The 24,798-nt window shown below is 40.1% G+C and carries 38 protein-coding genes and 1 tRNA gene; 1 reads left to right on the forward strand and 38 read right to left on the reverse strand.

All coding sequences use genetic code 11. The features are described 5' to 3' along the window. Positions 1–43: 43 nt before the first annotated feature. Entirely contained in the window at positions 44–1,669 is a 1,626-nt protein-coding gene (gene treC / locus O3670_RS05995) for an alpha,alpha-phosphotrehalase (protein WP_048790855.1), read from the reverse strand. A gap of 54 nt (positions 1,670–1,723) precedes the next feature. Then, positions 1,724–3,673, reverse strand: a complete 1,950-nt coding sequence (gene treP, locus O3670_RS06000; protein ID WP_371595898.1) for a PTS system trehalose-specific EIIBC component — start codon at positions 3,671–3,673, stop codon at positions 1,724–1,726. Between the two features lie 156 nt (positions 3,674–3,829). Here treP and treR point away from each other — a divergent pair, with 156 nt between their 5' ends. Then, positions 3,830–4,540 (forward strand): trehalose operon repressor, encoded by a 711-nt coding sequence (treR, locus tag O3670_RS06005; protein ID WP_048790853.1) that lies wholly within the window; start codon positions 3,830–3,832, stop codon positions 4,538–4,540. A 53-nt stretch (positions 4,541–4,593) separates the two neighbouring features. On the opposite strand, the gene O3670_RS06010 is transcribed toward treR, so the two are convergent. The 36 genes from O3670_RS06010 to ruvB form a co-directional block, all read right to left on the reverse strand. Then, positions 4,594–5,154: a TIGR01440 family protein gene (locus tag O3670_RS06010; RefSeq protein ID WP_048790852.1), complete on the reverse strand. Its 561-nt coding sequence runs from the start codon at positions 5,152–5,154 to the stop codon at positions 4,594–4,596. A 15-nt stretch (positions 5,155–5,169) separates the two neighbouring features. Continuing rightward, the gene (locus tag O3670_RS06015; RefSeq protein WP_080978435.1) at positions 5,170–5,508 is read right to left on the reverse strand and encodes a hypothetical protein; all 339 of its coding nucleotides are present in this window, start codon (positions 5,506–5,508) and stop codon (positions 5,170–5,172) included. 32 nt (positions 5,509–5,540) lie between these two features. Next, on the reverse strand, positions 5,541–5,897 hold the full coding sequence (locus O3670_RS06020; RefSeq protein ID WP_002892073.1) for a hypothetical protein: 357 nt from the start codon (positions 5,895–5,897) through the stop codon (positions 5,541–5,543). A 404-nt stretch (positions 5,898–6,301) separates the two neighbouring features. After that, a complete protein-coding gene (locus tag O3670_RS06025; RefSeq protein ID WP_002885816.1) occupies positions 6,302–7,183 on the reverse strand; it encodes a class II fructose-bisphosphate aldolase in 882 nt (293 codons plus the stop codon). A 145-nt stretch (positions 7,184–7,328) separates the two neighbouring features. Continuing rightward, positions 7,329–7,414, reverse strand: a tRNA-Leu gene (locus tag O3670_RS06030). 191 nt (positions 7,415–7,605) lie between these two features. Next, a complete protein-coding gene (locus O3670_RS06035) occupies positions 7,606–8,901 on the reverse strand; it encodes a glutamate-cysteine ligase family protein (protein WP_175061548.1) in 1,296 nt (431 codons plus the stop codon). Between the two features lie 248 nt (positions 8,902–9,149). Next, on the reverse strand, positions 9,150–9,536 hold the full coding sequence (gene rplQ, locus O3670_RS06040) for a 50S ribosomal protein L17 (RefSeq protein WP_002885709.1): 387 nt from the start codon (positions 9,534–9,536) through the stop codon (positions 9,150–9,152). A gap of 17 nt (positions 9,537–9,553) precedes the next feature. Next, positions 9,554–10,492 (reverse strand): DNA-directed RNA polymerase subunit alpha, encoded by a 939-nt coding sequence (locus O3670_RS06045; protein ID WP_002885793.1) that lies wholly within the window; start codon positions 10,490–10,492, stop codon positions 9,554–9,556. A gap of 48 nt (positions 10,493–10,540) precedes the next feature. Continuing rightward, entirely contained in the window at positions 10,541–10,924 is a 384-nt protein-coding gene (gene rpsK / locus O3670_RS06050) for a 30S ribosomal protein S11 (protein WP_002885718.1), read from the reverse strand. Positions 10,925–10,950: 26 nt separating this feature from the next. Further along, complete coding sequence (gene rpsM, locus O3670_RS06055; protein ID WP_002885820.1) at positions 10,951–11,316, reverse strand: 30S ribosomal protein S13; 366 nt, start codon at positions 11,314–11,316, stop codon at positions 10,951–10,953. Between the two features lie 17 nt (positions 11,317–11,333). Further along, positions 11,334–11,450 (reverse strand): 50S ribosomal protein L36, encoded by a 117-nt coding sequence (gene rpmJ / locus O3670_RS06060; RefSeq protein ID WP_000868345.1) that lies wholly within the window; start codon positions 11,448–11,450, stop codon positions 11,334–11,336. Between the two features lie 25 nt (positions 11,451–11,475). Beyond that, positions 11,476–11,694, reverse strand: a complete 219-nt coding sequence (gene infA / locus O3670_RS06065) for a translation initiation factor IF-1 (protein WP_001040189.1) — start codon at positions 11,692–11,694, stop codon at positions 11,476–11,478. Positions 11,695–11,811: 117 nt separating this feature from the next. Beyond that, positions 11,812–12,450: an adenylate kinase gene (locus O3670_RS06070; protein WP_021144709.1), complete on the reverse strand. Its 639-nt coding sequence runs from the start codon at positions 12,448–12,450 to the stop codon at positions 11,812–11,814. Between the two features lie 131 nt (positions 12,451–12,581). Continuing rightward, positions 12,582–13,877: a preprotein translocase subunit SecY gene (gene secY, locus O3670_RS06075; protein ID WP_021144710.1), complete on the reverse strand. Its 1,296-nt coding sequence runs from the start codon at positions 13,875–13,877 to the stop codon at positions 12,582–12,584. Between the two features lie 16 nt (positions 13,878–13,893). Further along, the gene (rplO, locus tag O3670_RS06080; protein WP_021144711.1) at positions 13,894–14,334 is read right to left on the reverse strand and encodes a 50S ribosomal protein L15; all 441 of its coding nucleotides are present in this window, start codon (positions 14,332–14,334) and stop codon (positions 13,894–13,896) included. 127 nt (positions 14,335–14,461) lie between these two features. Further along, complete coding sequence (gene rpmD, locus O3670_RS06085) at positions 14,462–14,644, reverse strand: 50S ribosomal protein L30 (protein WP_002885773.1); 183 nt, start codon at positions 14,642–14,644, stop codon at positions 14,462–14,464. A gap of 14 nt (positions 14,645–14,658) precedes the next feature. Then, positions 14,659–15,153, reverse strand: coding sequence for a 30S ribosomal protein S5 (gene rpsE, locus O3670_RS06090; protein WP_002885626.1), 495 nt, complete (start codon positions 15,151–15,153; stop codon positions 14,659–14,661). 18 nt (positions 15,154–15,171) lie between these two features. Further along, positions 15,172–15,528: a 50S ribosomal protein L18 gene (gene rplR / locus O3670_RS06095; RefSeq protein WP_002885810.1), complete on the reverse strand. Its 357-nt coding sequence runs from the start codon at positions 15,526–15,528 to the stop codon at positions 15,172–15,174. An 89-nt stretch (positions 15,529–15,617) separates the two neighbouring features. Continuing rightward, entirely contained in the window at positions 15,618–16,154 is a 537-nt protein-coding gene (gene rplF / locus O3670_RS06100; protein ID WP_002887056.1) for a 50S ribosomal protein L6, read from the reverse strand. 126 nt (positions 16,155–16,280) lie between these two features. Continuing rightward, positions 16,281–16,679 (reverse strand): 30S ribosomal protein S8, encoded by a 399-nt coding sequence (rpsH, locus tag O3670_RS06105; RefSeq protein WP_002885642.1) that lies wholly within the window; start codon positions 16,677–16,679, stop codon positions 16,281–16,283. A gap of 122 nt (positions 16,680–16,801) precedes the next feature. After that, positions 16,802–16,987: a type Z 30S ribosomal protein S14 gene (locus tag O3670_RS06110; RefSeq protein ID WP_001085699.1), complete on the reverse strand. Its 186-nt coding sequence runs from the start codon at positions 16,985–16,987 to the stop codon at positions 16,802–16,804. Positions 16,988–17,004: 17 nt separating this feature from the next. After that, positions 17,005–17,547, reverse strand: a complete 543-nt coding sequence (gene rplE / locus O3670_RS06115; protein ID WP_002887058.1) for a 50S ribosomal protein L5 — start codon at positions 17,545–17,547, stop codon at positions 17,005–17,007. Between the two features lie 26 nt (positions 17,548–17,573). Next, a complete protein-coding gene (gene rplX / locus O3670_RS06120; RefSeq protein ID WP_002885874.1) occupies positions 17,574–17,879 on the reverse strand; it encodes a 50S ribosomal protein L24 in 306 nt (101 codons plus the stop codon). 80 nt (positions 17,880–17,959) lie between these two features. After that, positions 17,960–18,328 carry a 50S ribosomal protein L14 gene (gene rplN, locus O3670_RS06125; protein WP_002885711.1) on the reverse strand — a complete coding sequence of 123 codons (369 nt, stop codon included), beginning with the start codon at positions 18,326–18,328 and terminating at the stop codon, positions 17,960–17,962. Positions 18,329–18,352: 24 nt separating this feature from the next. Further along, on the reverse strand, positions 18,353–18,613 hold the full coding sequence (gene rpsQ / locus O3670_RS06130) for a 30S ribosomal protein S17 (RefSeq protein ID WP_002885836.1): 261 nt from the start codon (positions 18,611–18,613) through the stop codon (positions 18,353–18,355). A gap of 27 nt (positions 18,614–18,640) precedes the next feature. After that, positions 18,641–18,847 (reverse strand): 50S ribosomal protein L29, encoded by a 207-nt coding sequence (gene rpmC / locus O3670_RS06135; RefSeq protein ID WP_002885754.1) that lies wholly within the window; start codon positions 18,845–18,847, stop codon positions 18,641–18,643. Between the two features lie 9 nt (positions 18,848–18,856). Beyond that, a complete protein-coding gene (rplP, locus tag O3670_RS06140) occupies positions 18,857–19,270 on the reverse strand; it encodes a 50S ribosomal protein L16 (protein ID WP_000960950.1) in 414 nt (137 codons plus the stop codon). 3 nt (positions 19,271–19,273) lie between these two features. After that, positions 19,274–19,927, reverse strand: a complete 654-nt coding sequence (rpsC, locus tag O3670_RS06145; protein WP_002885727.1) for a 30S ribosomal protein S3 — start codon at positions 19,925–19,927, stop codon at positions 19,274–19,276. A gap of 12 nt (positions 19,928–19,939) precedes the next feature. After that, the gene (rplV, locus tag O3670_RS06150; RefSeq protein WP_002887063.1) at positions 19,940–20,284 is read right to left on the reverse strand and encodes a 50S ribosomal protein L22; all 345 of its coding nucleotides are present in this window, start codon (positions 20,282–20,284) and stop codon (positions 19,940–19,942) included. 15 nt (positions 20,285–20,299) lie between these two features. After that, positions 20,300–20,578 (reverse strand): 30S ribosomal protein S19, encoded by a 279-nt coding sequence (gene rpsS / locus O3670_RS06155; RefSeq protein ID WP_000533765.1) that lies wholly within the window; start codon positions 20,576–20,578, stop codon positions 20,300–20,302. 93 nt (positions 20,579–20,671) lie between these two features. Then, positions 20,672–21,505 carry a 50S ribosomal protein L2 gene (rplB, locus tag O3670_RS06160; protein WP_002887065.1) on the reverse strand — a complete coding sequence of 278 codons (834 nt, stop codon included), beginning with the start codon at positions 21,503–21,505 and terminating at the stop codon, positions 20,672–20,674. A gap of 17 nt (positions 21,506–21,522) precedes the next feature. Then, positions 21,523–21,819 carry a 50S ribosomal protein L23 gene (locus O3670_RS06165; protein WP_002887066.1) on the reverse strand — a complete coding sequence of 99 codons (297 nt, stop codon included), beginning with the start codon at positions 21,817–21,819 and terminating at the stop codon, positions 21,523–21,525. Further along, positions 21,819–22,442, reverse strand: coding sequence for a 50S ribosomal protein L4 (gene rplD, locus O3670_RS06170; RefSeq protein WP_002885795.1), 624 nt, complete (start codon positions 22,440–22,442; stop codon positions 21,819–21,821). The genes O3670_RS06165 and rplD overlap by 1 nt, the downstream gene beginning before the upstream one ends. A 24-nt stretch (positions 22,443–22,466) precedes the next feature. Beyond that, positions 22,467–23,093 (reverse strand): 50S ribosomal protein L3, encoded by a 627-nt coding sequence (gene rplC, locus O3670_RS06175; RefSeq protein ID WP_002885755.1) that lies wholly within the window; start codon positions 23,091–23,093, stop codon positions 22,467–22,469. A 114-nt stretch (positions 23,094–23,207) separates the two neighbouring features. Then, a complete protein-coding gene (rpsJ, locus tag O3670_RS06180; RefSeq protein WP_002885653.1) occupies positions 23,208–23,516 on the reverse strand; it encodes a 30S ribosomal protein S10 in 309 nt (102 codons plus the stop codon). A 243-nt stretch (positions 23,517–23,759) separates the two neighbouring features. Further along, positions 23,760–24,761 carry a Holliday junction branch migration DNA helicase RuvB gene (ruvB, locus tag O3670_RS06185; protein WP_002892095.1) on the reverse strand — a complete coding sequence of 334 codons (1,002 nt, stop codon included), beginning with the start codon at positions 24,759–24,761 and terminating at the stop codon, positions 23,760–23,762. Positions 24,762–24,798: the final 37 nt, after the last annotated feature.

Here is a 24,798-nt window from a genome sequence, read left to right on the forward strand (position 1 = left end):
AACAAAATTCCCCAGCAAAAGCATTTACTGAGGAAAGTTTGGCTTATTTAACTAAGATTGCTAGGGTTTGATAAGGCTTAAGAATTACCTTTTCAGCAAGCTCTGCATCGGCATAGTTGGACAAGAGCACGCGCCCTGTTTGGTAGTCTTCTGGAATCGCTACTTCGACTTCACTTCCATAGAAATGATTGAGTACCAAAAGTTTTTGACCGTCTAAATGACGTTCAAAAGCGTAGATTTGTTGACTATCTTCCAGTGCTGGCAAGTAGCTACCTTCTGAAATAATCGGCATTTCTTTGCGCAAGCGAATCAATTCTTTATAGAAGGTAAAGATTGGTCCGTCGATTTCATTTTCAACGTTAATGTCTTTGTAAGATTTACCAGCTTTCAACCATGGAGTGCCTGTTGAAAAACCTGCATTTTCAGAAGCATCCCATTGCATAGGCGTACGTGAATTATCACGGGATTTGGCTTGAATGATTTGGAAGGCCTGCTCAGGTGACTTACCTTGATCCAAAAGCATCTGGTAAGCATTGATGGACTCGACATCCACATAATCTGCCATCGAATCATAGTCTGGATCAATCATGCCGATTTCTTCGCCCATATAGATATAAGGGGTCCCACGTGACAAGTTAATGCTAGCTGCGAGCATGGTCGCTCCTTCATTGCGGAAGTTCTTGATATCTACAAAGCGATTCAAGGCACGAGGTTGGTCATGGTTATTCCAGAAAAGGGCACTCCAACCACCACGTTCACTCATTTCCTTGCCCCAGGTATGATAGAGACGTTTAAGTTCTTCAAAATCAAATGAAGTAATGGTCCATTTTTGACCATCTTCATAGTCGACTTTCAGATGATGGAAGTTAAAGGCCATAGACAACTCGTGGCGCTCCGGTGCTGAATACAAAACACAGTTGTCAATGGTTGTCGATGACATCTCTCCAACTGTCATAAAGCTATCATCAGAACCAAATGTCGCTTCATTCATCATACGAAGATAGTCATGGACAATTGGTTTATCCGTATAAGCTGGTTTCCCTTCATTTTCAGGGCAATCCACCAAGACCTCATCTTTCCCAATCAAATTGATTACATCGAAACGGAATCCTTTGACGCCCTTGTCACGCCAGAAGTTGACCACTTTGAACAACTCCTTGCGGACATTGGGATTTCGCCAATTGAGGTCTGCCTGTGTTTCATCAAAGAGGTGAAGATAGTATTTCCCTGTATCTCCAAAAGGAGCCCAGGCAGAACCACCAAATTTAGATAACCAATCGGTTGGTTGGTCCTGAATGAAGAAGAAATCTTGGTAATACTTGTCACCAGCCAATGCTTTTTGGAACCACTCATGCTCCGTTGAGCAATGGTTAAGCACCATGTCTAGCATGAAGTCAATCTTGTGCTCTTTAGCGACACGGACCATTTCTTCAAAATCAGCCATATCCCCAAAGACAGGGTTGACGGCTGTGTAGTCTGAAATATCGTAACCATTGTCACGTTGTGGGCTTGGATAGAAAGGATTGAGCCAAACCATATCCACGCCCAACTCTGCTAGATAAGGAATCTTTTCAATGATTCCTCTGAAATCACCGATTCCATTTCCTGTCGTGTCCTTATATGATTTTGGATAAATTTGGTATACGACCTTTGTTTTATCTAATGCCATTTATTTAACCTCTTTTTTATCAAAGGGTGGACCGTAACGTTTCCACCCCTTAGCTTATTTTGTTCGATGAGCGATCATGAGAACTTCACCACGTTTGATATCACGTGGAAGATCCCCTTCTACGTCTGCTTGGAAATCATCTTGATTTGTAATGATTACTGGAGTCTCAGTGACCAAACCAGCTTCTTTGATAACATCCATATCAAAGCTAATCAATTGTTGACCAACAACAACTTTATCACCTTGTTCAACATGAGCCTTAAAACCTTTTCCGTCAAGACTAACCGTATCCATACCAATGTGCATTAGCATTTCAACACCTTCTTCAGAAACAATGCCGACTGCGTGCTTAGTTGGGAAGAGTACTGTCACTGTACCATTTACTGGTGAAACCAATTCGCCTTGGCTTGGTTCAATCACGACACCTTGACCCATTACACCTGATGAGAAGACTGGGTCTGTGGCTTGACTAAGTGGTTTAACTTGGCCAGCAAGTGGGCTAACAACCTCTGCTGACTCAGTAAGAACCGTTGGTCGTACCAAACCTTCTGAAGCTTCTTTAAGCGCTTCTTGTGCATGCCCATCTTCCTCTGTTTTCGTTAAAAATCCAGTTTTGTGGAAGAGGAATGTCAATACCATAGCAACTACAATATCAACAATCATAATAATCGCAAAGATTGCCCAATATTGAGGTTTAATTGAGAGGATTGCTGGAAGACCACCGATACCAATAGAGTTTGCTTGAACTCCAAAAACCGCTGAAAGCAAGCCTGACAAGGCAGACGCAGACATACCTGCTACTAATGGATAGACATACTTAACGTTAACACCAAAAAGTGCTGGTTCAGTAACACCAAGATAAGCTGAAATAGTTGCCGGAAGTGAAATTTGTGCTTCACGTTCATCGTGACGTTTAATAAAGTAGTAAGCAAATACTGCTGAACCCTGTGCAATGTTAGAGAGAGCAATCATTGGCCATAAACCAGTACCACCAGCAGTACGCACCAACTCAAGGTCAATCGCATTAGTCATATGGTGAAGACCAGTGATAACAAATGGTGCATAGATGGCACCAAAGATTGCACCGAAGAGCCATTTAACAGGACCAGTCAAACCGGCCAATACCACACCTGAGATAAGGCCTCCAAGCCACCAACCAATTGGACCAAGAACAGCGTAAGAAAGGATAACTGCTGGAACCAATGACAAGAGTGGTACAAAAATCATTGAGATAACTTCTGGAATGTATTTACGCCAGAAAATTTCAAGGTAAGAAAGTGTTAAACCAGCCAAGAGGGCAGGAATAACTTGTCCTTGGTAACCAACTTTTTCAAAACCAAGGATAAAGTGTGGAATATCTCCTGCAGCCTTGTGAGCCGCATATTCATAGGCACTAAGCAAGCTAGGATGAACCAAGCAAATCCCAAGTACAATACCAAGAATTTGACTTGTCCCCATCTTACGAGAGACAGACCATGTGATACCTACTGGCAAGAAACCAAAGATAGCACCACTGATGACTGAAACAATTTCATTAACACCTTCCCAGAATTTCGAGACCTCAACAATTGTTTTACCACCTAGATTACTGAATTGGATACTACCCAAGACATTTTGCAGACCAAGAAGAAGCCCCCCAACAATCAAAGCTGGAATCAAAGGCGTAAAGATCTCCGCCAAGGTTGTCATAACACGCTGAACTGGGTTTTGGTTTCTCTTGGCAGCTGATTTAGCAGCTTCTTTAGAAACACCTTCAATCCCTGATACAGCAGTGAAATCGTTATAAAAGATTGGTACATCATTACCAATGATAACTTGGAATTGACCTGCATTGGTGAAAGTCCCCTTAACAGCAGGAATGGCTTCGATTGTTTTCACATCTGCCTTCTTGTCATCACCAAGAACGAAACGCATGCGCGTCGCACAGTGAGTAACAGCAGTCACATTTTCTTTACCACCGATTGCAGTAAGCAGATCTTTTGCTTCTTGTTCAAATTTACCCATTTGAATCTCCTTTTCTTTTTTGACAATATCTATTTGACTTGATAAACTGATTGTAAACGATTACAAATTTGTCTGCAAGTGTTCCGGGATTTTTTTAACATATTTTTGTAAAAAAACATCGGTTGTATGTTTTTTTACCTACAAATGAGGAGAAAGATGAAAAAATATCAGATTATTTATAAGGATTTAGAAAAAGCTATCCATGAGCAAAAGTATCAAGTGGGAGACTTCCTCCCCACTGAGCAAGAACTGGTTCAATCTTACCAGGTTAGTCGAGACACTATACGAAAGGCGTTAACCTTACTCGTTGAAGAAGGCTTGGTCAAAAAAATTCATGGCTCTGGTTCTCAGGTTATTAACCAGGAACAAATCAACTTTCCTGTATCTGACCTTACTAGTTACCAAGAACTAATAGAACAACAAGGCCTTAATTCGCAAACCAACGTTATTTCTCTGGATAAAATCATCGTTGATTCCAAACTCTCAGAAAGAACTGGTTTTTCTAATAGCCGACAGATCTGGCGTGTTGTTCGTCAAAGAGTCGTTGGTAGCTGTGCCTCTGTTATAGATATTGATTACCTAGACGCCAGCCTTGTTCCGCAACTAAACCGTAGCATTGCTGAATACTCTATTTACGACTACATTGAGAATCAACTCAACCTTAGCATTTCCCACGCCTTTAAAGAAATCACTATCGATAACGCTACCGATCAAGATAAGATTCTTATCGACCTAGGTAAGGACCAGCACGTCGTCTGTGTCCGTTCAAAAGTTTATTTAAACAATGGAAAACAGTTCCAATTTACGGAAAGTCGCCACAAACTTGAAAAATTCAAATTTGTTGATTATGCCAAGCGCCATCATTAAAACGAAAAGCTCAGCTAACAGAAAAAGTATCGGACAAGAATGTCCGATACTTTTTAGTTTTTACGAATAGGATCTGCTAGATACTCCGCACGAGCGCCACCAATTAACTTAGGACGACTCGCCAAAGCAGTCACATGGGCACCGCCTAATTCTGGAATAATCGGACGAAGAGGAACTTGGATCCTCTTCACATGCATACCAATAGAGGTATCCCCAATATCAATACCAGCCTGAGCGACAATTTCCTCCACCTCAACAGGATCCTTCATATAGTCGAAAGCAGCCAGCTGACCACTTCCCCCAGCGTGCAAGGTAGGAAGAACATTAACAATTTCCAAATCTTTAGCCATGGCAAGCTCACGCTCGACAACCAAAGCACGATTCAAATGTTCACAGCCCTGAACAGCCAAATAAATCCCTTTAGGTTCCAAAACCTCAAGAATAGTTTTCACAATTCGTTGACCAATTTCGCGGCTAGAGGCTTTGCCGATAGTCCCACCAGCAACCTCACTGGAAGACAGGCCCAAGACAAAGATAGCTCCTCTCCCAATAGCTGAACGTTCAACAATATCTTCTACAAGCACACGTGTCTTCTCTTCTAAATCTAGCAACATCACAACAGCCCTCCTTTAGACAACAGCTGTATTCAGGATTCGCACAATAAGATAGTACAGAATCACAAAAAAGACAAGGAAAAATGCCCCTAATAATAATAACTGCCTACGACGTTTCTTACTTAGGTCCCAGGAGAAACCAAATCCCATCAAAAAAGGACCAACACTATAACTTAGCATAAACCATAAATCTACACGTGTTATATGCCAAAAAGAAGAAATAAAGGCCGCCAAACCTATTAAGGATAAGATCCAAGAATAGTCCCAACGATCTGGTTTAGCAAAAGCCAAGCCTATTAAGAAGCAGCCCAAGGCAGGCATGATAATAAATGATAGGGTCATAAAATAAAACATGCCATTATTATAGCATGTTTTACAGTTTCATGTTAGTGGCGGTTAATAACACCATAAGCAATAGTGAATGCAATAGCAGCAATACCTACAACGATTGCCATGACAGCCCAGAAAATAGTCATCGCACGGCGTCCCTTGCGATTGTTAAAAGGAAGTCCCCAACCAATCATGATGACACCTAGCAATCCAAGCCAGATTTTATAAGTGATAACAATCGCCGCATCAAAATAGGCAAAAGCAACCAAACCTAAACCTAGCAAAGAAATCAAATAAGACCACTTACCCTTCAAAAATGAAGGCAAGGCCCAACCAAATAACACTAAACCTAGCAGAGCAAGAGCTCCACCACCAAAAAATACAGGTACAATATAATTATCAAACATATTCATATTATAGCATATCTTAAAAAGTTAGGAAATAGAATCTATCGACCTAAGTGATATCCAATCTTTAAAATTTGTTTCCTCTCAATCACAGATTGATTCGCAGATACTAACTATTTATTTGGGTGCAAAAAAAACAAGACCCAGAAAGGACCTTGTTTTAATAGCCTAATTGCGCTTTGTTTGCACTACATCTATAATCAAAAGGGACTGACATTTAGAAAGTGTGGCAAATCTGTGGCAAAACATAAAAAAAAAAGCTTGTCCATATTGGACAAACCCTTTCATTTCAAGCTTATATAGTCTAATTAAGCTTTGTTTGCTCCCAATCACAGATTGATTCGCAGACACTAACTATTTATTGGGTACAAAAAAACAAGATCCAGAAAAGACCTTGTTCTTTTTTTCAACTAAGCTTTGTTTGCTGAACCGAATACGTCGATACGTTCTTCAACAGCTTCTGTAATAGCTTCGAAACCTGGTTTCAAGAATTTACGTGGGTCGAAGAGTTTCTTCTTGTCGTATTCTGCTTCATTTGCTTCGTATTCAGCAACAAATTTACGTGTTGCGTTAGCAAATGCGATTTGACATTCAGTGTTAACGTTAACTTTAGCAACACCAAGTTTGATAGCTTCTTGGATTTGATCATCAGGAATACCTGATCCACCGTGCAATACGATTGGGAAGTTAGGAACAGCTTCTGTCAATTTTTGCAAGTGGTCAAGGTGAAGTCCGCTCCAGTTTTCTGGGTAAGGACCGTGGATGTTACCGATACCTGCTGCAAGGAAGTCGATACCAGTTGCAACCATAGCTTTAGCATCTTCGATTGGTGCCAATTCACCATCACCGATGATACCATCTTCTTCACCACCGATTGTACCAACTTCAGCTTCAACTGATACACCGTTAGCGTGTGCAAATTCAACAACTTTAGCTGCTTTTTCAAGGTTTTCTTCAACTGGAAGGTGTGAACCGTCAAACATAACTGAAGTGTAACCTACACGGATACATTCCAAAGCGTCATTGTAGTGACCGTGGTCAAGGTGAATAGCAACTGGTACAGTGATACCCATTGATTCAACCAATTCTTCGATAAGGACTTTACACAATTTGTAACCACCCATGTACTTAGCTGCACCCATAGAAGTTTGGATAAGTACTGGAGCTTGTTTAGCTTCTGCTGCACGCAAGATAGCTTGAGTCCACTCAAGGTTGTTTGTGTTAAATCCACCAACTGCGTAACCATTATCACGAGCTGCTTGGACAAATTTTTCTGCTGAAACGATTGCCATTATAAAGGCCTCCTATATTTTTTTGGGTTTGAACCCGTTTACAAGTTTATTCTATCACAATTAGACTCAAAAAACTAGCTTTTCTACAATTTGTAAGCGTTTTGATTTTTTAATACAAAAAAACCAGTCATCTGACTGGTTACTCTGCGGAAAGAGGGACTTGAACCCTCACGACCTAAAGCGGTCACAGGATCCTTAGTCCTGCGCGTCTGCCAATTCCGCCATTTCCGCTAACAACATTAGTTATTATATCAAGATTGACAACTCGTGTCAATACTTTTTTTGAAAGTTTTTATAACTTTCTCTTGTCTCTTTCGAAACAACTACTATATAATACCATTTATTGTTTGCTGACGTCAATACTTTTTTGCCTTTTTTAAATTTTTTAGCAAAAGTTATCTATGTATATCTTTTATCAAAGGTTAAGCTAAACTCTTATTCAGTTTATCTAATTTCTCTCTAAGGGGAGCTAAGTAGACTTCTTCTCCAAAACCACGCGATTTTAAGCCATCCTCAGCACAAGACAATAGCGATTCTGTCAAAGGTAAAATCATTTTGAGATCTGTAGCAGAAATATCCTTTTTCGAAAATAAACGACGAATTCTAGGAAAATCATAGTCAAATACTTCAAAAAAAGGGGAGTCATTCAAAATATTTTCCAGATTTTCCAAATTGACTAAAAGACCAAGGTGAAAGGCTGCTGGTGCAAAGGTTGATGAGAAAGGTTGGGTACAAACACTACGAAACTCAATCGTCCCTCGCGTCGTTAAATCTTGGAATTGATAAGAACGGTGAGTCTTAAAATCTTCCTCACTTGGCTCAATAGTGACTACTTCACCATGAATAGAGTGTGCTTTAACAGATGATGTACTTAGATAGTCTTTAGCACGTATTGGTTCAAAATAGTAGGTTTCGTCACCACGCTTAGCGGTAAAAATGGCTGTCTCAGACAAGTAAGAAAAATAGTCATCTTCGCTCTTAAACACCTTGGGAAATACCCCTGCATTTTCCTCAAACACACCATGCATGGAATTCTCCCAGAAAACATCACGAGAAAGCGCTAAATCCCAATCAGAACCCCAAAATTCAGAGTTTGCCAATAATACTGCCTTGGGTCCCTCTATTTGATTAAAAGCATTTAAAACCCTTAAATAGGACGTTTTTGAAACATCTAACTGTACCTGACTCCCACAGATGAAAGAACCATATTCTGGATAATCATGAAAGAAAGGATCCTTCTTTGCTTTAGATAGCTCGAGAAAATCCATAAGCATCTCATAACGAGGAGATTTAACAGGTCTGTTGTCATTTTTTTCCCAGTTTGGATTCACTCCCCAACCTTGCAACTCATGATTATGATTCTGAAGATAAGGTTGGATTATACCGAGGTAAGTATCCAAACGTTCCTCTACCTCAGAAATTCTCTCAGCCTTTGCAAAAGCAAACTCGATCGTATTGTACGAAACTTCAAAAAGAATCATGTCTCCAGAAGCTTTATCGATAAGCTGAATAGGATTATTATCAGAATCATACTTATCAGCTTGAAAATCAAAATTATCCAAGAGATGGACTAGTAACTGTTTTGTAAGAGAGACATCTGTAGCATTACCACTCAAATTAACAACTGGGTATTCCAACTCAATCCCCACAAATAATTCGGGTTGCTCCTTAATTGGCTCATAGTACCTTTGCTTAAGCAGTTCCTTGGCTGTTGTCAAAATAATGTCCCCCTTTTTAAAATAAGCTTATTCCATTATATCAAAATATTCAGACGATTTATAGACAAAAAAACGCCTGCTTACGAAAAATAACCGTATTACCTTTCGTAAACAAGCGTTACATGCTTATTTATTCCCATTTTTATGATGAGTGTTCCCGCTAGGCGTATGCCCAGCGGTAGACCAGAGCTAGACTAAGAAAAGCTAAGCTATTCCATCATCATAACACTCAACAAAATTGATAAAAATTAAACAAGTTCGATGATTGCCATTGGGGCAGCATCGCCACGACGTGGTTCTGTTTTAAGGATACGAGTGTATCCACCGTTACGTTCAGCATAACGAGGTGCGATTTCTGAGAAAAGTTTTTGAAGAGCAGTTGTTGATGTATATTTATCAGTTGCTTCATCATAGCTTTCAGATGCAATTTCGTTACGTACAAATGCAGCTGCTTGACGACGTGCGTGCAAATCACCACGTTTACCAAGAGTGATCATTTTTTCAACTGTTTTACGGATTTCTTTAGCACGTGCTTCAGTTGTAACGATTGCTTCGTTAATGATAAGATCTGTAGTCAAATCACGAAGAACCGCTTTACGTTGTGAGCTTGTGCGTCCAAGTTTACGGTAAGCCATGTTATCCTCCTATATTATTATTTATCGTTTTTGAGTCCAAGTCCAAGATCAGCCAACTTAACTTTGACTTCTTCAAGAGATTTACGACCTAGGTTACGGACTTTCATCATTTCAGGCTCAGTTTTTTCTGTCAAATCATGAACGGTATTAATACCGGCACGTTTCAAACAGTTATATGAGCGTACAGACAAATCAAGTTCTTCGATGGTACGGTCAAGCACCTTTTCATCGTTCACTTTTTCAGTTTCTTTCATTACATCAGTAGCTTTAGCAACATCAGTAAGGTCAGTAAACAAATTCAAGTGTTCAATCAAAACGCGAGCCGAGAGACCGAGGGCATCTTCAGGGATGATTGTTCCGTTTGTCATGATTTCGATTGTCAATTTATCAAAACCATCATTGCTACCTACACGGGCAGGTTCAACTTGATAATTGACTTTTTTCACTGGTGTGTAGATTGAATCTACAGCCAATGTTCCCACTGGTGCATCATCTTTCTTGTTTTCATCTGCTGGAACATAACCACGGTTTGTAGCTACTGTCATAGTCGCTTTCAAAGAAGCGCCGTCAGCGATAGTGAAAAGATAATGATCAGGGTTAACAATTTCAATGTCGCTATCAGTCAAGATGTCTCCAGCAGTAACTTCAGCTGGACCTTGGACATCAAGTTCAATTGTCTTTTCGTCTTCGACGTAAGATTTTACAGCAAGTCCTTTAATATTAAGGATGATTTGCATCACGTCTTCACGGACGCCTGGTACGGTATCAAATTCGTGGAGTACTCCATCAATCTTAATTGATGTTACGGCAGCACCTGGAAGTGATGACAAAAGTACACGACGAAGAGAGTTACCCAAAGTTGTACCATAACCACGTTCTAGTGGTTCGATGACAAATTTGCCGTAATCTTTATTTTCATCAATTTTTGTTATTATTGGTTTTTCAAACTCAATCATTTATTATACTCCCTCGAAACGAACCTTGTGTACTATTGTTATTAAAGATTACACACGACGACGTTTTGGAGGACGACAACCATTATGTGGTACAGGTGTTACATCACGGATTGCTGTTACTTCAAGACCTGCAGCAGCAAGAGCACGGATAGCAGACTCACGACCTGAACCAGGACCTTTAACAGTTACTTCAACTGTTTTAAGACCATGTTCTTGTGCAGATTTAGCAGCAGCTTCTGAAGCCATTTGTGCAGCAAATGGTGTAGATTTACGAGAACCTTTGAAACCAAGAGCACCAGCTGATGACCATGCTACAGCGTTACCATGCACATCTGTAATCATAACAATAGTGTTATTGAAAGTAGCGTGAATGTGAGCAATACCAGATTCGATATTCTTTTTCACACGACGTTTACGTGTTGGTTTAGCCAATGTTTTTACCTCCTATTTTATTTTAGTTATTTTTTCTTACCTGCAATCGCAACAGCTTTACCTTTACGAGTGCGGGCATTGTTTTTAGTGTTTTGTCCACGGACAGGAAGTCCACGACGGTGACGGATACCACGGTATGAACCGATTTCCATCAAACGTTTGATGTTAAGGTTAACTTCACGACGAAGGTCACCTTCAACTTTGATTGCATCCACTTCGCGACGGATAGCGTCTTCTTGATCATTTGTCAAATCTTTAACGCGGATGTCTTCAGAAACGCCTGCAGCAGCCAAGATTTTCTTAGATGTTGCAAGTCCGATACCGTATACGTAAGTAAGTGAAATTACTACACGTTTATCGTTTGGAATGTCAACTCCAGCAATACGAGCCATGATTTCTCCTTTCTATATTATCCTTGACGTTGTTTGTGTTTTGGATTTGTTGGACAAATTACCATAACACGACCGTTACGACGAATAACTTTACAGTATTCGCAAATTGGTTTAACCGATGGTCTTACCTTCATGTTTCAATCCCTCCAATTATTTCGATTATTTAAAGCGGTATGTGATGCGTCCACGTGTCAAATCATAAGGACTCATTTCAACAGTCACACGGTCACCGACCAAAATACGAATGTAGTTTTTACGGATTTTACCAGAAACTGTCGCCAAAATTTGGTGTCCATTTTCCAATTCAACAGTAAACATAGCATTAGGCATAGTTTCTACAACTTTACCTTCAATTTCAATCACGTCTTCTTTTGCCACGCAAAAGTACCCCCTAAAATTTCGATTTGATTTCCTCTGAGCACAGAGGTAACAATTATAAGTCAGACTAAAGTATTATAACATGCTTAAGTCTGATACGCAAGTAAGATTATATAATTATTTAATTGCTGCAATCGCTTTTTTAACATCAGCGAATACATCGTCGATATCTTGGTTACCTTGAATATCAGATACAAGACCAAGCTCACGGTAATGTGCAATAATTGGCTCACCTTGAGCAATATTCACATCCAAGCGGCGTTTCACTGTTTCTGGTTTGTCATCTTCACGTTGGTAATAGTCTTCTTCCTTGTAGTCAGCTGGTGGGTTGAATACTTTATGGTAAGTTTCACCTGTTTCGCGGTGAATAATACGACCACTCAAGCGTTCAAGAAGGCAAGATGGATCCACTTCGATATTGATTACTCCATCAAGCTCCAAACCAAGATCAACCAAGATTTGATCCAAGGCATGAGCTTGTTCGATTGTGCGAGGAAAACCATCCAAAAGGAATCCTTTTTCCTTAATGTCGTCTTGAGCCAAACGCTCTTTAACGATTCCGTTTGTTACTTCATCTGGTACCAATTCACCTTTATCGATGAATGATTTGGCCAAAACACCCATTTCAGTTTGGTTAGCCATAGCAGCACGGAACATATCACCAGTTGAGATGTGAGCTACACCAAATTCTTCAACAATTTTTGCAGCTTGAGTCCCTTTACCAGCACCTGGTAGACCCATAATTAAAAGATTCATCTTACGAACTCCTTATTTTTGTTTTCAAATAACTCTATCAAGGTTTTAACACATTGGTAGAGTTATCAAAAAACAAAAGAGAAGGGACAGAAAGTAACCTTTCTTTCCCTCTCAATTGTTCATGAGAAGACTTAGTCTTCAAGATTCATAAATCCAACGTACTGACGTTTCAATAGGTAACCTTCGAGTTGTTTCATACCTTCGATACCAGTTGAAATCAAGATCAAGAGAGATGTACCACCAAGCGCGATTGAGCTTGTAAGGTGCATAAACTGTTGAGCCGCAATTGGAGCCAATGAAATAAACGCGAGAAATACAGCCCCGATTGTTGCCAATCTCTTAAGCAATGAAGACATGTACTTTTCAGTCTCACGACCTGGACGAACACTAGGAATGTAAGACCCATTCTTTTGAAGATTTTCAGCAGTTTTTTCAGGATTTACTTGGACAAATGTGTAGAAGAATGAGAATAAGATAATCAATATCGCATAAGTAATCATTCCACTAGGTGTATTATACGAGAGTAGTCCTTGTAAGTGTGATAACCATGTAACCTTCGAGAAGAATGGAAGAATAGTACTAGGAATTGTTGTAATCGAGCTAGCAAAGATAACGGGAATAACACCAGCTGGATTTACTTTCAATGGAAGGTAAGAACTCGTTGGAGCCCCTTGAACCAATTTAGTATATTGAATTGGAATTTGATATTCTGCCTGTTGAACAAATGTCGTAAAGAAGACAATCGCCAAACCTACCACAATTAACAAAGCAACTATGATATATGAACGAGTCAATTCTCCTGTACGAACATTGACAAAGAAATCCTCGTAAATCGTTGAGAACATTTTTGGAATAGAAGCGATGATCCCTGAAAAGATAATCATTGACACACCATTACCAAAACCTTTATCTGTGATTTGTTCACCAAGCCATGTCACAATTATACTACCAGCAGTTAGAATTGTCCCAATCAATAGGTAGGTTGAAACATTTGGTGTTTTAACCAATGAAATTGATGAGAGAGTATTAAAACTTGCTGTAATACCAATCGATTGAACAAAGGCTAAAACAAGAGTAATATAGCGAGTCGCTTGGTTCAATTTACGACGACCAACTTCCCCTTGTTTGCCCCACTCCACAAATTTCGGATAGATATCCATCTGCAAAAGTTGGACGATGATTGATGCTGTAATGTAAGGACTAACCCCCATCGAGAAGATTGAAAAGTTATTCATGGCATTACCAGACACCAAGTTAAGCATGTTCAAGAAAGGTAAATCGCTTAATTGTTTCAAACTTTCCGCATTGATACCAGGAACTGTTACATGAGTCCCTACACGAAAAACGAAAATAATGAAGATTGTAAATAAAATCTTATTACGAACGTTTTTGACTTTCAATGCGTCTTTTAATAGTTTAAAGAACATAATGAGTTACCCCTCATTAGATGACTTCGATTGAACCACCTTTAGCAGTGATAGCTGCTTCAGCAGATTTTGAGAATTTAGCTGCTTTAACAGTCAATTTCTTAGTCAATTCGCCGTTACCAAGAACTTTAACGCCTGATTTTTCAGCACGAACGATTCCAGCTTCTTTAAGAACTACTGGAGTTACTTCTGTACCATCTTCAAAGACGTTCAATTGATCAAGGTTTACAAGTGCGTATTCTTTAGCGTTGATGTTAGTGAATCCGCGTTTTGGAAGACGACGGAACAATGGAGTTTGTCCACCTTCAAATCCTGGACGTACACCACCACCGCTACGAGCTTTTTGACCTTTTTGACCACGACCTGAAGTTTTACCGTTACCAGATGAAGTACCACGACCTACACGGTTGCGGACTTTACGAGAACCTTCAGCAGGTTTCAATTCATGAAGTTTCATTATTATTTTCTCCTCTTTTTGTAAAATGCTAGCGCCTCTAACCAAGTAAGGTAGCTTGATTAGAAACTCGCCTATACATGAAATTCAGTTTAAGTCGCGAGGTAACCCTCACGACTTAAATCAATTTTTATTTAACGTCTTCTACAGTTACCAAGTGAGATACTGCGTTGACCATACCACGGATAGCAGCGTTGTCTTCTTTAACAACTGAGCTATTCAATTTACCAAGTCCAAGAGCAACAACTGTTTTACGTTGTTCTGGTTTGCGTCCGATTGGAGACTTAGTCAAAGTAATTTTAATTTGAGCCATTGTTATCTCCTTTCTTATGCCAAGTCAGATACTGAGATGCCACGAAGAGCCGCAACTTCTTCAGCACGTTTAAGTTGTTTCAATCCTTCAACAGTCGCACGAACGATGTTGATTGGAGTGTTTGAACCAAGTGATTTAGATGTTACATCAGCAACACCAGCCAATTCGATGACGGCACGAACTGCACCACCAGCGGCAACCCCAGCCCCTTCAACAGCTGGTTTCAACAATACTTTCGCTCCACCAAATTCTGAACGAACTTCGTGAGGAATAGTTGTACCAACCATAGGAACTTCGATAAGGTTTTTCTTAGCTGCTTCAACTGCTTTACGGATAGCTTCTGGAACCTCTTGAGATTTACCAGTACCAAATCCTACGCGACCATTACGGTCACCAACAACAACAAGAGCAGCAAAACGCATGTTGCGTCCACCTTTTACAACTTTAGTAACACGGTTGATAGCAACTACGCGTTCTTCAAGTTCTACTGCATTATCTTTAAATGCCATTATTAAGTGTCCTCCCTATTAGAATTTCAATCCGTTTTCACGAGCTGAGTCAGCCAAAGCTTTAACACGTCCGTGATAGAGATATCCACCGCGGTCAAACACCACTTCAGAAATACCTTTAGCTACTGCGCGTTCAGCAACAAGTTTACCGACAACAACGGCTTGTTCTGTTTTAGTTCCTTTAGAAACTTCTTTATCAAGAGTTGATGCACTTGCGAGCGTTACACCCGCTACGTCATCAATAACTTGAGCGTAGATGCCTGTATTAGAACGGAAAATGTTCAAACGTGGGCGATCAGCAGTTCCAGAGAGTTTTCCGCGAACGCGACGGTGGCGTTTTTGGCGGAGTTTGTTTTTATCTGGTTTCGAAATCACAATTTTCACCTCTTAATTATAATGCTAGCTCATGAGAGCTTTTGGTAAAGAGACAATCCACAAAGAATTGCCATAAGGATAAAATCCTATTATTTACCAGTTTTACCTTCTTTACGACGTACGTATTCACCAACGTAACGGATACCTTTACCTTTGTAAGGTTCTGGTGAACGAAGGCTACGGATGTAAGCTGCTGTTTGACCAACAACTTCTTTGTTAATACCACTTACAACGATTGAAGTTGCAGATGGTACTTCAAAAGTAATACCTTCTGGAGCTTCAACTTCGTCTTGGTGAGATTTACCAACTGAAAGAACAAGTTTTGTTCCTTGGAGTTGCGCACGATATCCGACACCGCGCATTTCAAGTTCTTTTTTGAAACCTTCAGAAACACCAACAACCATGTTGTTCAAGTTTGCACGAGAAGTACCGTGGATTGTTTTGTTTTCTTTTGAGTCGTTTGGACGGTGAAGTGTAACTTCATTGCCTTCAACTTTGATTTCAATGTTTTTGTTAAACTCACGAGTGAGTTCGCCTTTAGGTCCTTTAACAGTAACAACGTTATCGTTGTTTGTTACTTCAACACCAGCAGGCAAAGTAATAACTTTATTACCAATACGTGACATAGTATTTAATTCTCCTGTTAGATTATCAAGCCACAAAGTGACTAGTTTTCACGGGGATGAGTTTCATAGAATATAATCAACGAAACTCGCACAAATCATTTGAGATAAGTGCTTAGTATCAACTTCTTACCAAACGTAAGCGATAACTTCTCCACCAACGTTCTTTTGACGAGCTTCTTTATCAGTCAAAAGACCCTCTGAAGTAGAGATGATCGCGATTCCAAGTCCGTTAAGAACTTTAGGAACATCTTCACGTTTAGAGTAAACACGAAGACCTGGTTTAGAAATACGTTTCAAGTTAGTGATAACACGTTCACCGTTTTGTCCGTATTTCAAGAATACGCGGATGATACCTTGTTTGTCATCTTCGATAACTTCAACATTTTTTACGAAACCTTCACGTTTAAGGATTTCAGCGATACCTTTTTTAATGTTTGATGCAGGTACTTCAAGTACTTCGTGTTTAGCTTGGTTAGCGTTACGAATACGTGTCAAGAAATCTGCAATTGGGTCAGTCATAACCATTTTATATTTTCTCCTCTTACTAGTAGTTTGAATAATTCACTTGCTAGTTAATGATTGAGCTAGGCTCAGATTGTGTTTAATACATTCAAATTAGGTGAAACTAACTTAAATGTACCATGTTTTTACCAAGAAGCTTTGGTAACACCTGGAATTTGACCTTTGTAAGCCAATTCACGGAAGCAAACACGGCAAAGTTTAAATTTGCGATAAACTGAGTGTGGACGTCCACAACGTTCGCAACGAGTGTAAGCTTGCGTAGAGAACTTCGCAGGGCGTTTGTTCTTAGCAATCATTGATTTTTTAGCCAATTTATTTACCTCCTAGATTATTTTGCAAAAGGCATTCCAAGGCCTTTAAGCAATTCACGACCTTCTTCGTCAGTGTTAGCAGTAGTTACGATAACGATATCCATACCACGTACTTTATCAACATCGTCGAAGTTGATTTCTGGGAAGATAAGTTGTTCTTTAACACCAAGTGTGTAGTTACCACGTCCATCAAATGATTTAGTTGGAACACCATGGAAGTCACGAACACGTGGAAGTGATACTGATACCAATTTATCCAAGAATTCGTACATGCGTTCACCACGAAGGGTAACTTTAGCACCGATTGCTACACCTTCACGAAGACGGAAGCCAGCGATTGATTTCTTAGCTTTAGTAATCAATGGTTTTTGACCTGAAATAAGTGCCAACTCAGCAGCAGCTTTTTCAAGAGTTTTAGCGTTGTTTACAGCTTCACCAACACCCATGTTGATAACGATTTTATCAACTTTTGGCACAGCCATAACTGAAGAATAATTGAATTTTTCAGTCAAAGCTGGAATTACTTCGTTAGTGTATTTTTCTTTAAGACGGTTAGCCATTTAATACTTTCTCCTTTCCTTCGTGATTAGTCAAGCACTTCGCCTGATTTTTTGTTGTAACGAACTTTTTTGCCGTCAACAACTTTGTAACCTACACGTCCAGCTACCCCGTTCTTGTCAAGAACTTGAACGTTTGAAGCGTGGATTGGTGCTTCTTTTTCCACGATAGCACCTTGAGGGTTTTCAGCTGATGGTTTTTGGTGTTTTTTGATGATTGCAACACCTTCAACAACAACTTTGTTTACTTTTGGAAGAGCTTTAAGAACTACTGCTTCAGTTCCTTTGTCTTTACCAGCAATAACGCGAACTTTATCGCCTTTTTTTACAAACATTTGAGTATTTCTCCTATTATTTCTTACGCCCTAATGGGCACCCTGAACATTTCAGGGGACTAAGTTTGTGTTAATTCAGATTAAAGTACTTCTGGCGCCAAAGATACGATACGCATGTATCCACCTTCACGCAATTCACGTGCAACAGGGCCAAAGATACGAGTTCCACGAGGAGTTTTGTCATCGCGGATGATTACTGCAGCGTTATCATCAAACTTGATGTATGAACCGTCTGGACGGCGAGCACCAGTTTTTGTACGAACGATAACAGCTTTAACAACATCACCTTTTTTAACAGCTCCACCTGGTGTAGCTTGTTTAACAGTTGCAACGATAACGTCGCCGATGTTAGCGAATTTACGTCCTGAACCACCAAGAACTTTGATAGTCAAGATTTCACGAGCACCGCTATTATCAGCAACTTTTAAGCGACTTTCTTGTTGAATCATTTCAATTGTCTCCTTTTAGTTTTATTAGATAATAACAGCTTCTTCCACAACTTCTACAAGACGGAAGCGTTTTGTAGCTGAAAGTGGGCGAGTTTCCATGATACGAACGATATCGCCTTCTTTAGCAACGTTGTTTTCATCATGTGCTTTGTATTTTTTAGAATAGTTGATACGTTTACCATAGACTGGGTGGTTACGTTTAGTTTCAACTACAACTGTGATTGTTTTATCCATCTTGTCAGATACTACGCGTCCAACAAGGGTTTTACGTTGATTACGTTCCATTATTAGAATTGCTCCTTTCCCAATCTATTATTTGATTTCAGATTGCACAGTTTTAACACGTGCAATTTGTTTTTTCACTTCGTTCAAACGGGCAGTTTGATCAAGTTGACCTGCTGCAGCTTGGAAACGAAGGTCGAAAAGTTCTTTCTTAAGTTCGTTTTCTTTTTTAGCAAGCTCTTCTTGAGACAAGCCACGAAGCTCAGCAACAAACTTTTTGATTTCTTCAAGTTTCATGTCTTCTCCTTATTCTGCTTCACGTTTCACGAATTTACATTTAACTGGCAATTTGTGGCTAGCAAGACGAAGCGCTTCACGTGCAACTTCTTCAGAAACACCTGCGATTTCGAACATTACTTTACCACGTTTAACTGGTGCTACCCAACCTTCAGGTGCCCCTTTACCAGAACCCATACGTACACCGATAGCTTTAGCAGTGTATGATTTGTGTGGGAAGATCTTAATCCAAACCTTACCACCACGTTTCATGTAACGAGTCATGGCAATACGAGCAGCCTCGATTTGACGGTTTGTAATCCAGTGGCTAGTTGTAGCTTGAAGACCGTATTCACCGAATGATACTTCTTTACCACCTTTAGCCTCACCGCGCATTTTTCCACGGAATTCACGACGGTGTTTAACACGTTTAGGTACTAACATTTGTTATTTGCCTCCTTTAGTGTTTTTACGAGCTGGAAGAACTTCTCCACGGTAGATCCAAACTTTAACACCAAGTTTACCGTAAGTTGTGTCAGCTTCTTCCCAAGCGTAATCGATATCAGCACGAAGTGTGTGAAGTGGAACTGTACCTTCAGAGTATCCTTCTGCACGGGCGATATCTGCACCGTTCAAACGACCTGATACTTGAGTTTTGATTCCTTTAGCTCCAGCACGCATTGCACGTTGGATAGCTTGTTTTTGTGCACGACGGAAAGCAACACGTTGCTCAAGTTGGCGAGCAATTGTTTCACCAACAAGGTGAGCGTCCAAATCAGGTTTCTTGATTTCAACGATGTTGATGTGTACTTGTTTTCCAGTCAATTTGTTAAGTTGAGCGCGAAGAGCGTCAACGTTTGATCCACCTTTACCGATAACCATACCTGGTTTTGCAGTGTGAAGTGAAACAATAACTTTGTTTACAGCACGTTCGATTTCAATAGTTGAAACTGAAGCGTCTGCAAGTTCTTTTTGAATGAATTTGCGGATTGCCAAATCTTCGTGAAGGTAATCTGCGTATTCTTTTTCAGCATACCATTTCGCATCCCAGTCACGGATGATCCCGACACGCATACCAATTGGATGTACTTTTTGACCCACGAGTTTACCTCCTTATTTTTCTGACACAACTACTGTTACGTGAGTTGTGCGTTTGTTGATTGGTGAAGCTGAACCTTTCGCACGTGGACGGAAACGTTTCATTGTTGGTCCTTCGTTTGCGAATGTTTCAGATACTACCAAGTTAGCTTTTTCCAAACCAAAGTTGTTTTCTGCGTTAGCGATAGCAGAGTTAAGAGTTTTCTCAACAATGCGAGCTGCTTTGTTTGGAGTGAATTTCAAGATTGCGATTGCATCAGCAACGTTCTTACCACGGATAAGATCAAGAACAAGACGTGTTTTACGAGGTGAAACACGCACTGTACGAGCCATTGCTTTAGCTGAAGTAATTTCTGCCATTGTGTCCTCCTCCTATTAACGACGTGTTTTCTTATCGTCAGCTGCGTGACCTTTGTAAGTACGAGTTGGTGCAAATTCACCAAGTTTGTGACCTACCATGTCTTCTTGGATGTAAACAGGAACGTGTTTACGTCCATCATAAACTGCGATAGTGTATCCGATGAAACTTGGGAAAATCGTTGAACGACGTGACCAAGTTTTAATTACTTTTTTCTTTTCGTCATTTGCTTGAGCTTCAACTTTTTTCATCAAATGCTCATCGACGAAAGGTCCTTTTTTAAGACTACGTCCCATTTTGTAGTTTTCTCCTTTAAATTGAATGTACCACAGCGGCTTGCACTAAGAAATGCTACCGAGTTGGCGGATGTTATGTGCTAAGCGACTAAATTATTTTTCGTTACGACGACGAACGATAAGTTTGTCAGATTTAGCTTTCTTGTTACGAGTTTTAAGACCAAGCGCAGGTTTACCCCATGGAGTAGATGGCGCTTTACGTCCAACTGGTGCTTTACCTTCACCACCACCATGTGGGTGATCGTTAGGGTTCATTACAGAACCACGAACTGTTGGGCGAATACCTTTCCAGCGATTACGGCCGGCTTTACCAAGGTTGATAAGTGATTGTTGTTCGTTACCTACAGTACCGATAGTTGCACGACATGTACCAAGAACCATACGAACTTCACCTGATTGAAGACGAACAAGTACGTATTTACCTTCTTGACCCAAAACTTGAGCAGAAGCACCAGCGGCACGGATAAGTTCAGCACCTTTACCTGGTTGAAGCTCGATGTTGTGGATAACTGTACCAACTGGGATGTTTGCAAGTGGAAGAGCGTTACCAATCTTGATATCCGCATCTGGACCTGAAACGATACGTTGACCTACTTCAAGACCTTTAGGTGCGATGATGTAAGCTTTAACCCCGTCAGTGTAGTGTACAAGAGCGATGTTTGCAGTACGGTTTGGATCATACTCAATTGTTTTAACAACTGCTTCAACGCCATCTTTGTTACGTTTGAAGTCAATCAAACGGTAGTGACGTTTGTGTCCGCCACCTTGGTGACGTACAGTGATACGACCGTTGTTGTTACGACCAGCTTTGTTCTTAAGAGAAACAAGCAATGATTTTTCAGGAGTGCTTGTAGTGATTTCTGCGAAATCCAAAGAAGTCATGTTACGACGGCCATTTGTCGTTGGTTTATAAACTTTAATACCCACGTTAATTTCTCCTTTGATTATTCAGCTTCAGCTGCAAACAACTCGATTGCTTTAGAATCAGCTGTAAGAGTGATGATAGCTTTTTTAGTTTTTGAAGTGAAACCAGTGTAACGTCCAACACGTTTTTGTTTTGGTTTAACAGTTACAGTGTTCACGCTAGCAACTTTAACACCTTCAAATGCAGCTTCAACTGCTTGTTTGATCAAGAGTTTGTGTGCACGTGTATCAACTTCGAAAGTGTATTTTCCTGCTTCAAGAGCAATCATAGATTTCTCAGTGATAACAGGTTTTTTGATTACGTCATACAAATTCATTATGCAAGAACCTCCTCGATTGATGAGATAGCTTCTTTAGTAACAAGAAGTTTATCTGCGTTTACGATGTCAAGTACGCTTGCAGTTGCAGGAGTTGCAACAGTTACGTTTGCAAGGTTACGTGCTGAAAGTTCAGCGAATTTGTTTCCTTCTTCAACGATAACAAGTACTTTAGAATCGATGCTAAGAGCTGAAAGAACGTTTGCGAATTCAGCAGTTTTTGGAGCTGCAAATGAAAGAGCTTCAACTGCTACAAATTTATCTTCTGCAACTTTAGCTGAGTAAACAGATTTCAATGCAAGGCGACGAACTTTTTGTGGAAGTTTGTATCCGTAAGAACGTGGAGTTGGTCCGAAGACAACACCACCACCACGCCATTGTGGTGAGCGGATAGAACCTTGACGAGCACGTCCAGTCCCTTTTTGACGCCATGGTTTACGTCCACCACCTGATACTGCTGAACGGTTTTTAACCGCGTGAGTACCTTGGCGAAGGCTAGCACGTTGGCTGATTACGACATCAAATACTACTGATTCGTTTGGTTCGATACCGAAGATAGCGTCGTTAAGTTCAACTGTGCTAACTTCTTTACCAGTTTGGTCAAATAGTTTTACGTTTGCCATTTTTAACTGATTTCTCCTTTCTTATTATTTAGCAGCTTTAACTGCTGATTTGATAGTGATAAGAGATTTCTTAGCACCTGGTACGTTACCTTTGATAAGGATAACGTTTTTCTCTGGGATAACTTGTACAACTTCAAGATTTTGAATTGTCACACGGTTGCCACCCATACGTCCTGCCAAGTGTTTGTTTTTGAAAACACGGTTAGGCGCAACAGGTCCCATTGAACCTGGACGACGGTGGTAACGAGAACCGTGAGCCATAGGTCCGCGTGATTGACCGTGGCGTTTGATAACACCTTGGAAACCTTTACCTTTTGAAGTACCAGTTACGTCAACAACATCTCCAGCTTCGAATGTGTCAACAGTGATTTCTGATCCAACTTCCAAGCCTTCAATGTTTTTGAATTCACGAATGAAGCGCTTAGGAGCTGTGTTAGCTTTCGCTACGTGGCCTTTGGCAGGTTTGTTGCTCAATACTTCGCGTTTGTCGTCAAAACCCACTTGAACTGCTTCGTAACCGTCTGTTTCAACAGTTTTAACTTGAAGCACAACGTTTGGAGTAGCTTCGATGACAGTAACAGGGATAAATTCACCTGCTTCAGTGAAGATTTGAGTCATTCCCACTTTTTTCCCTAAGATTCCTTTTGTCATGAGAAAATATTTCCTTTACTTTATTGTTTTTTCAAAAAGTTTTTTATGAGCGTTTTTTATGCTCAAAAAAGTTTTTAACGAGCGTTTTTTATGCTCATTGAATCAAACTGTAAATTAAAGTTTGATTTCTACGTTCACACCACTTGGAAGATCAAGTTTCATCAAAGCGTCAACTGTTTTTTGAGTTGGGTTGATGATGTCGATAAGACGTTTGTGTGTACGCATTTCAAATTGTTCGCGAGAATCTTTATATTTGTGAGTCGCACGAATAATTGTGTAGAGACTACGTTCAGTTGGAAGTGGAACTGGTCCAGCAACTGTCGCACCTGTGCGAGTTGCAGTTTCTACGATTTTTTCAGCCGCTGTATCAAGCGTACGGTGTTCGTAAGCTTTCAAACGGATACGAATTTTTTTGTTTGCCATTTTTTCTCCTCTTTCGTCTATTTAAGATAATAGGCTAGCTCCTCAAGAAAACCAACACGGATTGCGTGGCAGTGCAACCAGGCGTGTCGCAACCTCTTGTATCATAGCTAAGCGCTGTATTTACAGCACCATAATATAATAACAAAAGAACCCACTCATTGCAAGGGATTTTTTAAGTTTTTTTCTTTTTTCTTTATTTTCTTTTTGACTAAACAAAAAAATCCACCTTCGATGGATTTTTTATCAACTTTCTTTAGTGTAGTCGTACCCCATGTGTTCATAGGCTTTAACCGTTGCAACACGTCCTGTTCGTGTTCGCATAATAAATCCTTTTTGAATTAGATAGGGTTCATACATATCTTCTACCGTTTCTCGCTCTTCAGCAATATTAACTGACAAGGTCCCTAGACCAACCGGTCCACCACCATACATCTCAATCATGGTTCGGAGAATTTTTTGGTCGACATAATCTAGTCCTTCATGGTCCACATCCAACATAGTCAACGCCTTGTCTGCAATCTTATCATCAATGATGCCATCACCCATAATTTGTGCATAGTCTCTCACACGCTTAAGTAGGCGGTTAGCAATACGTGGCGTTCCACGACTACGACGTGCTAACTCTAGGGCAGCCTCAGGTGTTATAGTCATATCAAAGATTTCTGAAGTGCGTTCTATAATTTCCTTCAAATCTGGTAACTCATAATATTCCATATGACCATTAATCCCAAAACGAGCCCTCAATGGATTTGACAACATACCTGCTCGTGTAGTTGCACCCACTAAAGTGAACGGTGGTAACTCTAGATGAACACTACGACTTGTTTCACCTGCACCAATCATGATATCGATGTAGTAATCTTCCATAGCACTATAAAGAACTTCTTCCACTGCCATAGGCATTCGATGAATCTCATCAATAAATAAGATATCACCTGGCTCCAAGTCATTTAGTATGGCAACCAAATCTCCAGCCTTCTCAATCGCTGGCCCAGACGTCTGCTTTAAATTGACGCCCATCTCATTAGCTATCACAAAAGCCATGGTTGTTTTCCCTAAACCTGGAGGACCAAACAAAAGAGTATGATCCAATGCTTCATCACGAAGTTTAGCTGCCTCTATAAAAATCTTTAATTGGTCCTTAACCTTATCTTGACCAATATATTCCTTAAAGTACTGAGGACGAAGGGTACGCTCAACATACTCTTCATCTCCTAGTAAATCATTATCTAATATTCTTGCCATAGGCTTATTTTAGCACAAAACAAAAAATGCAGTCAAA

It is taken from the genome of Streptococcus sp. 27098_8_74 (assembly GCF_041431705.1).
Classification (GTDB): Bacteria; Bacillota; Bacilli; order Lactobacillales; family Streptococcaceae; genus Streptococcus; species Streptococcus salivarius_E.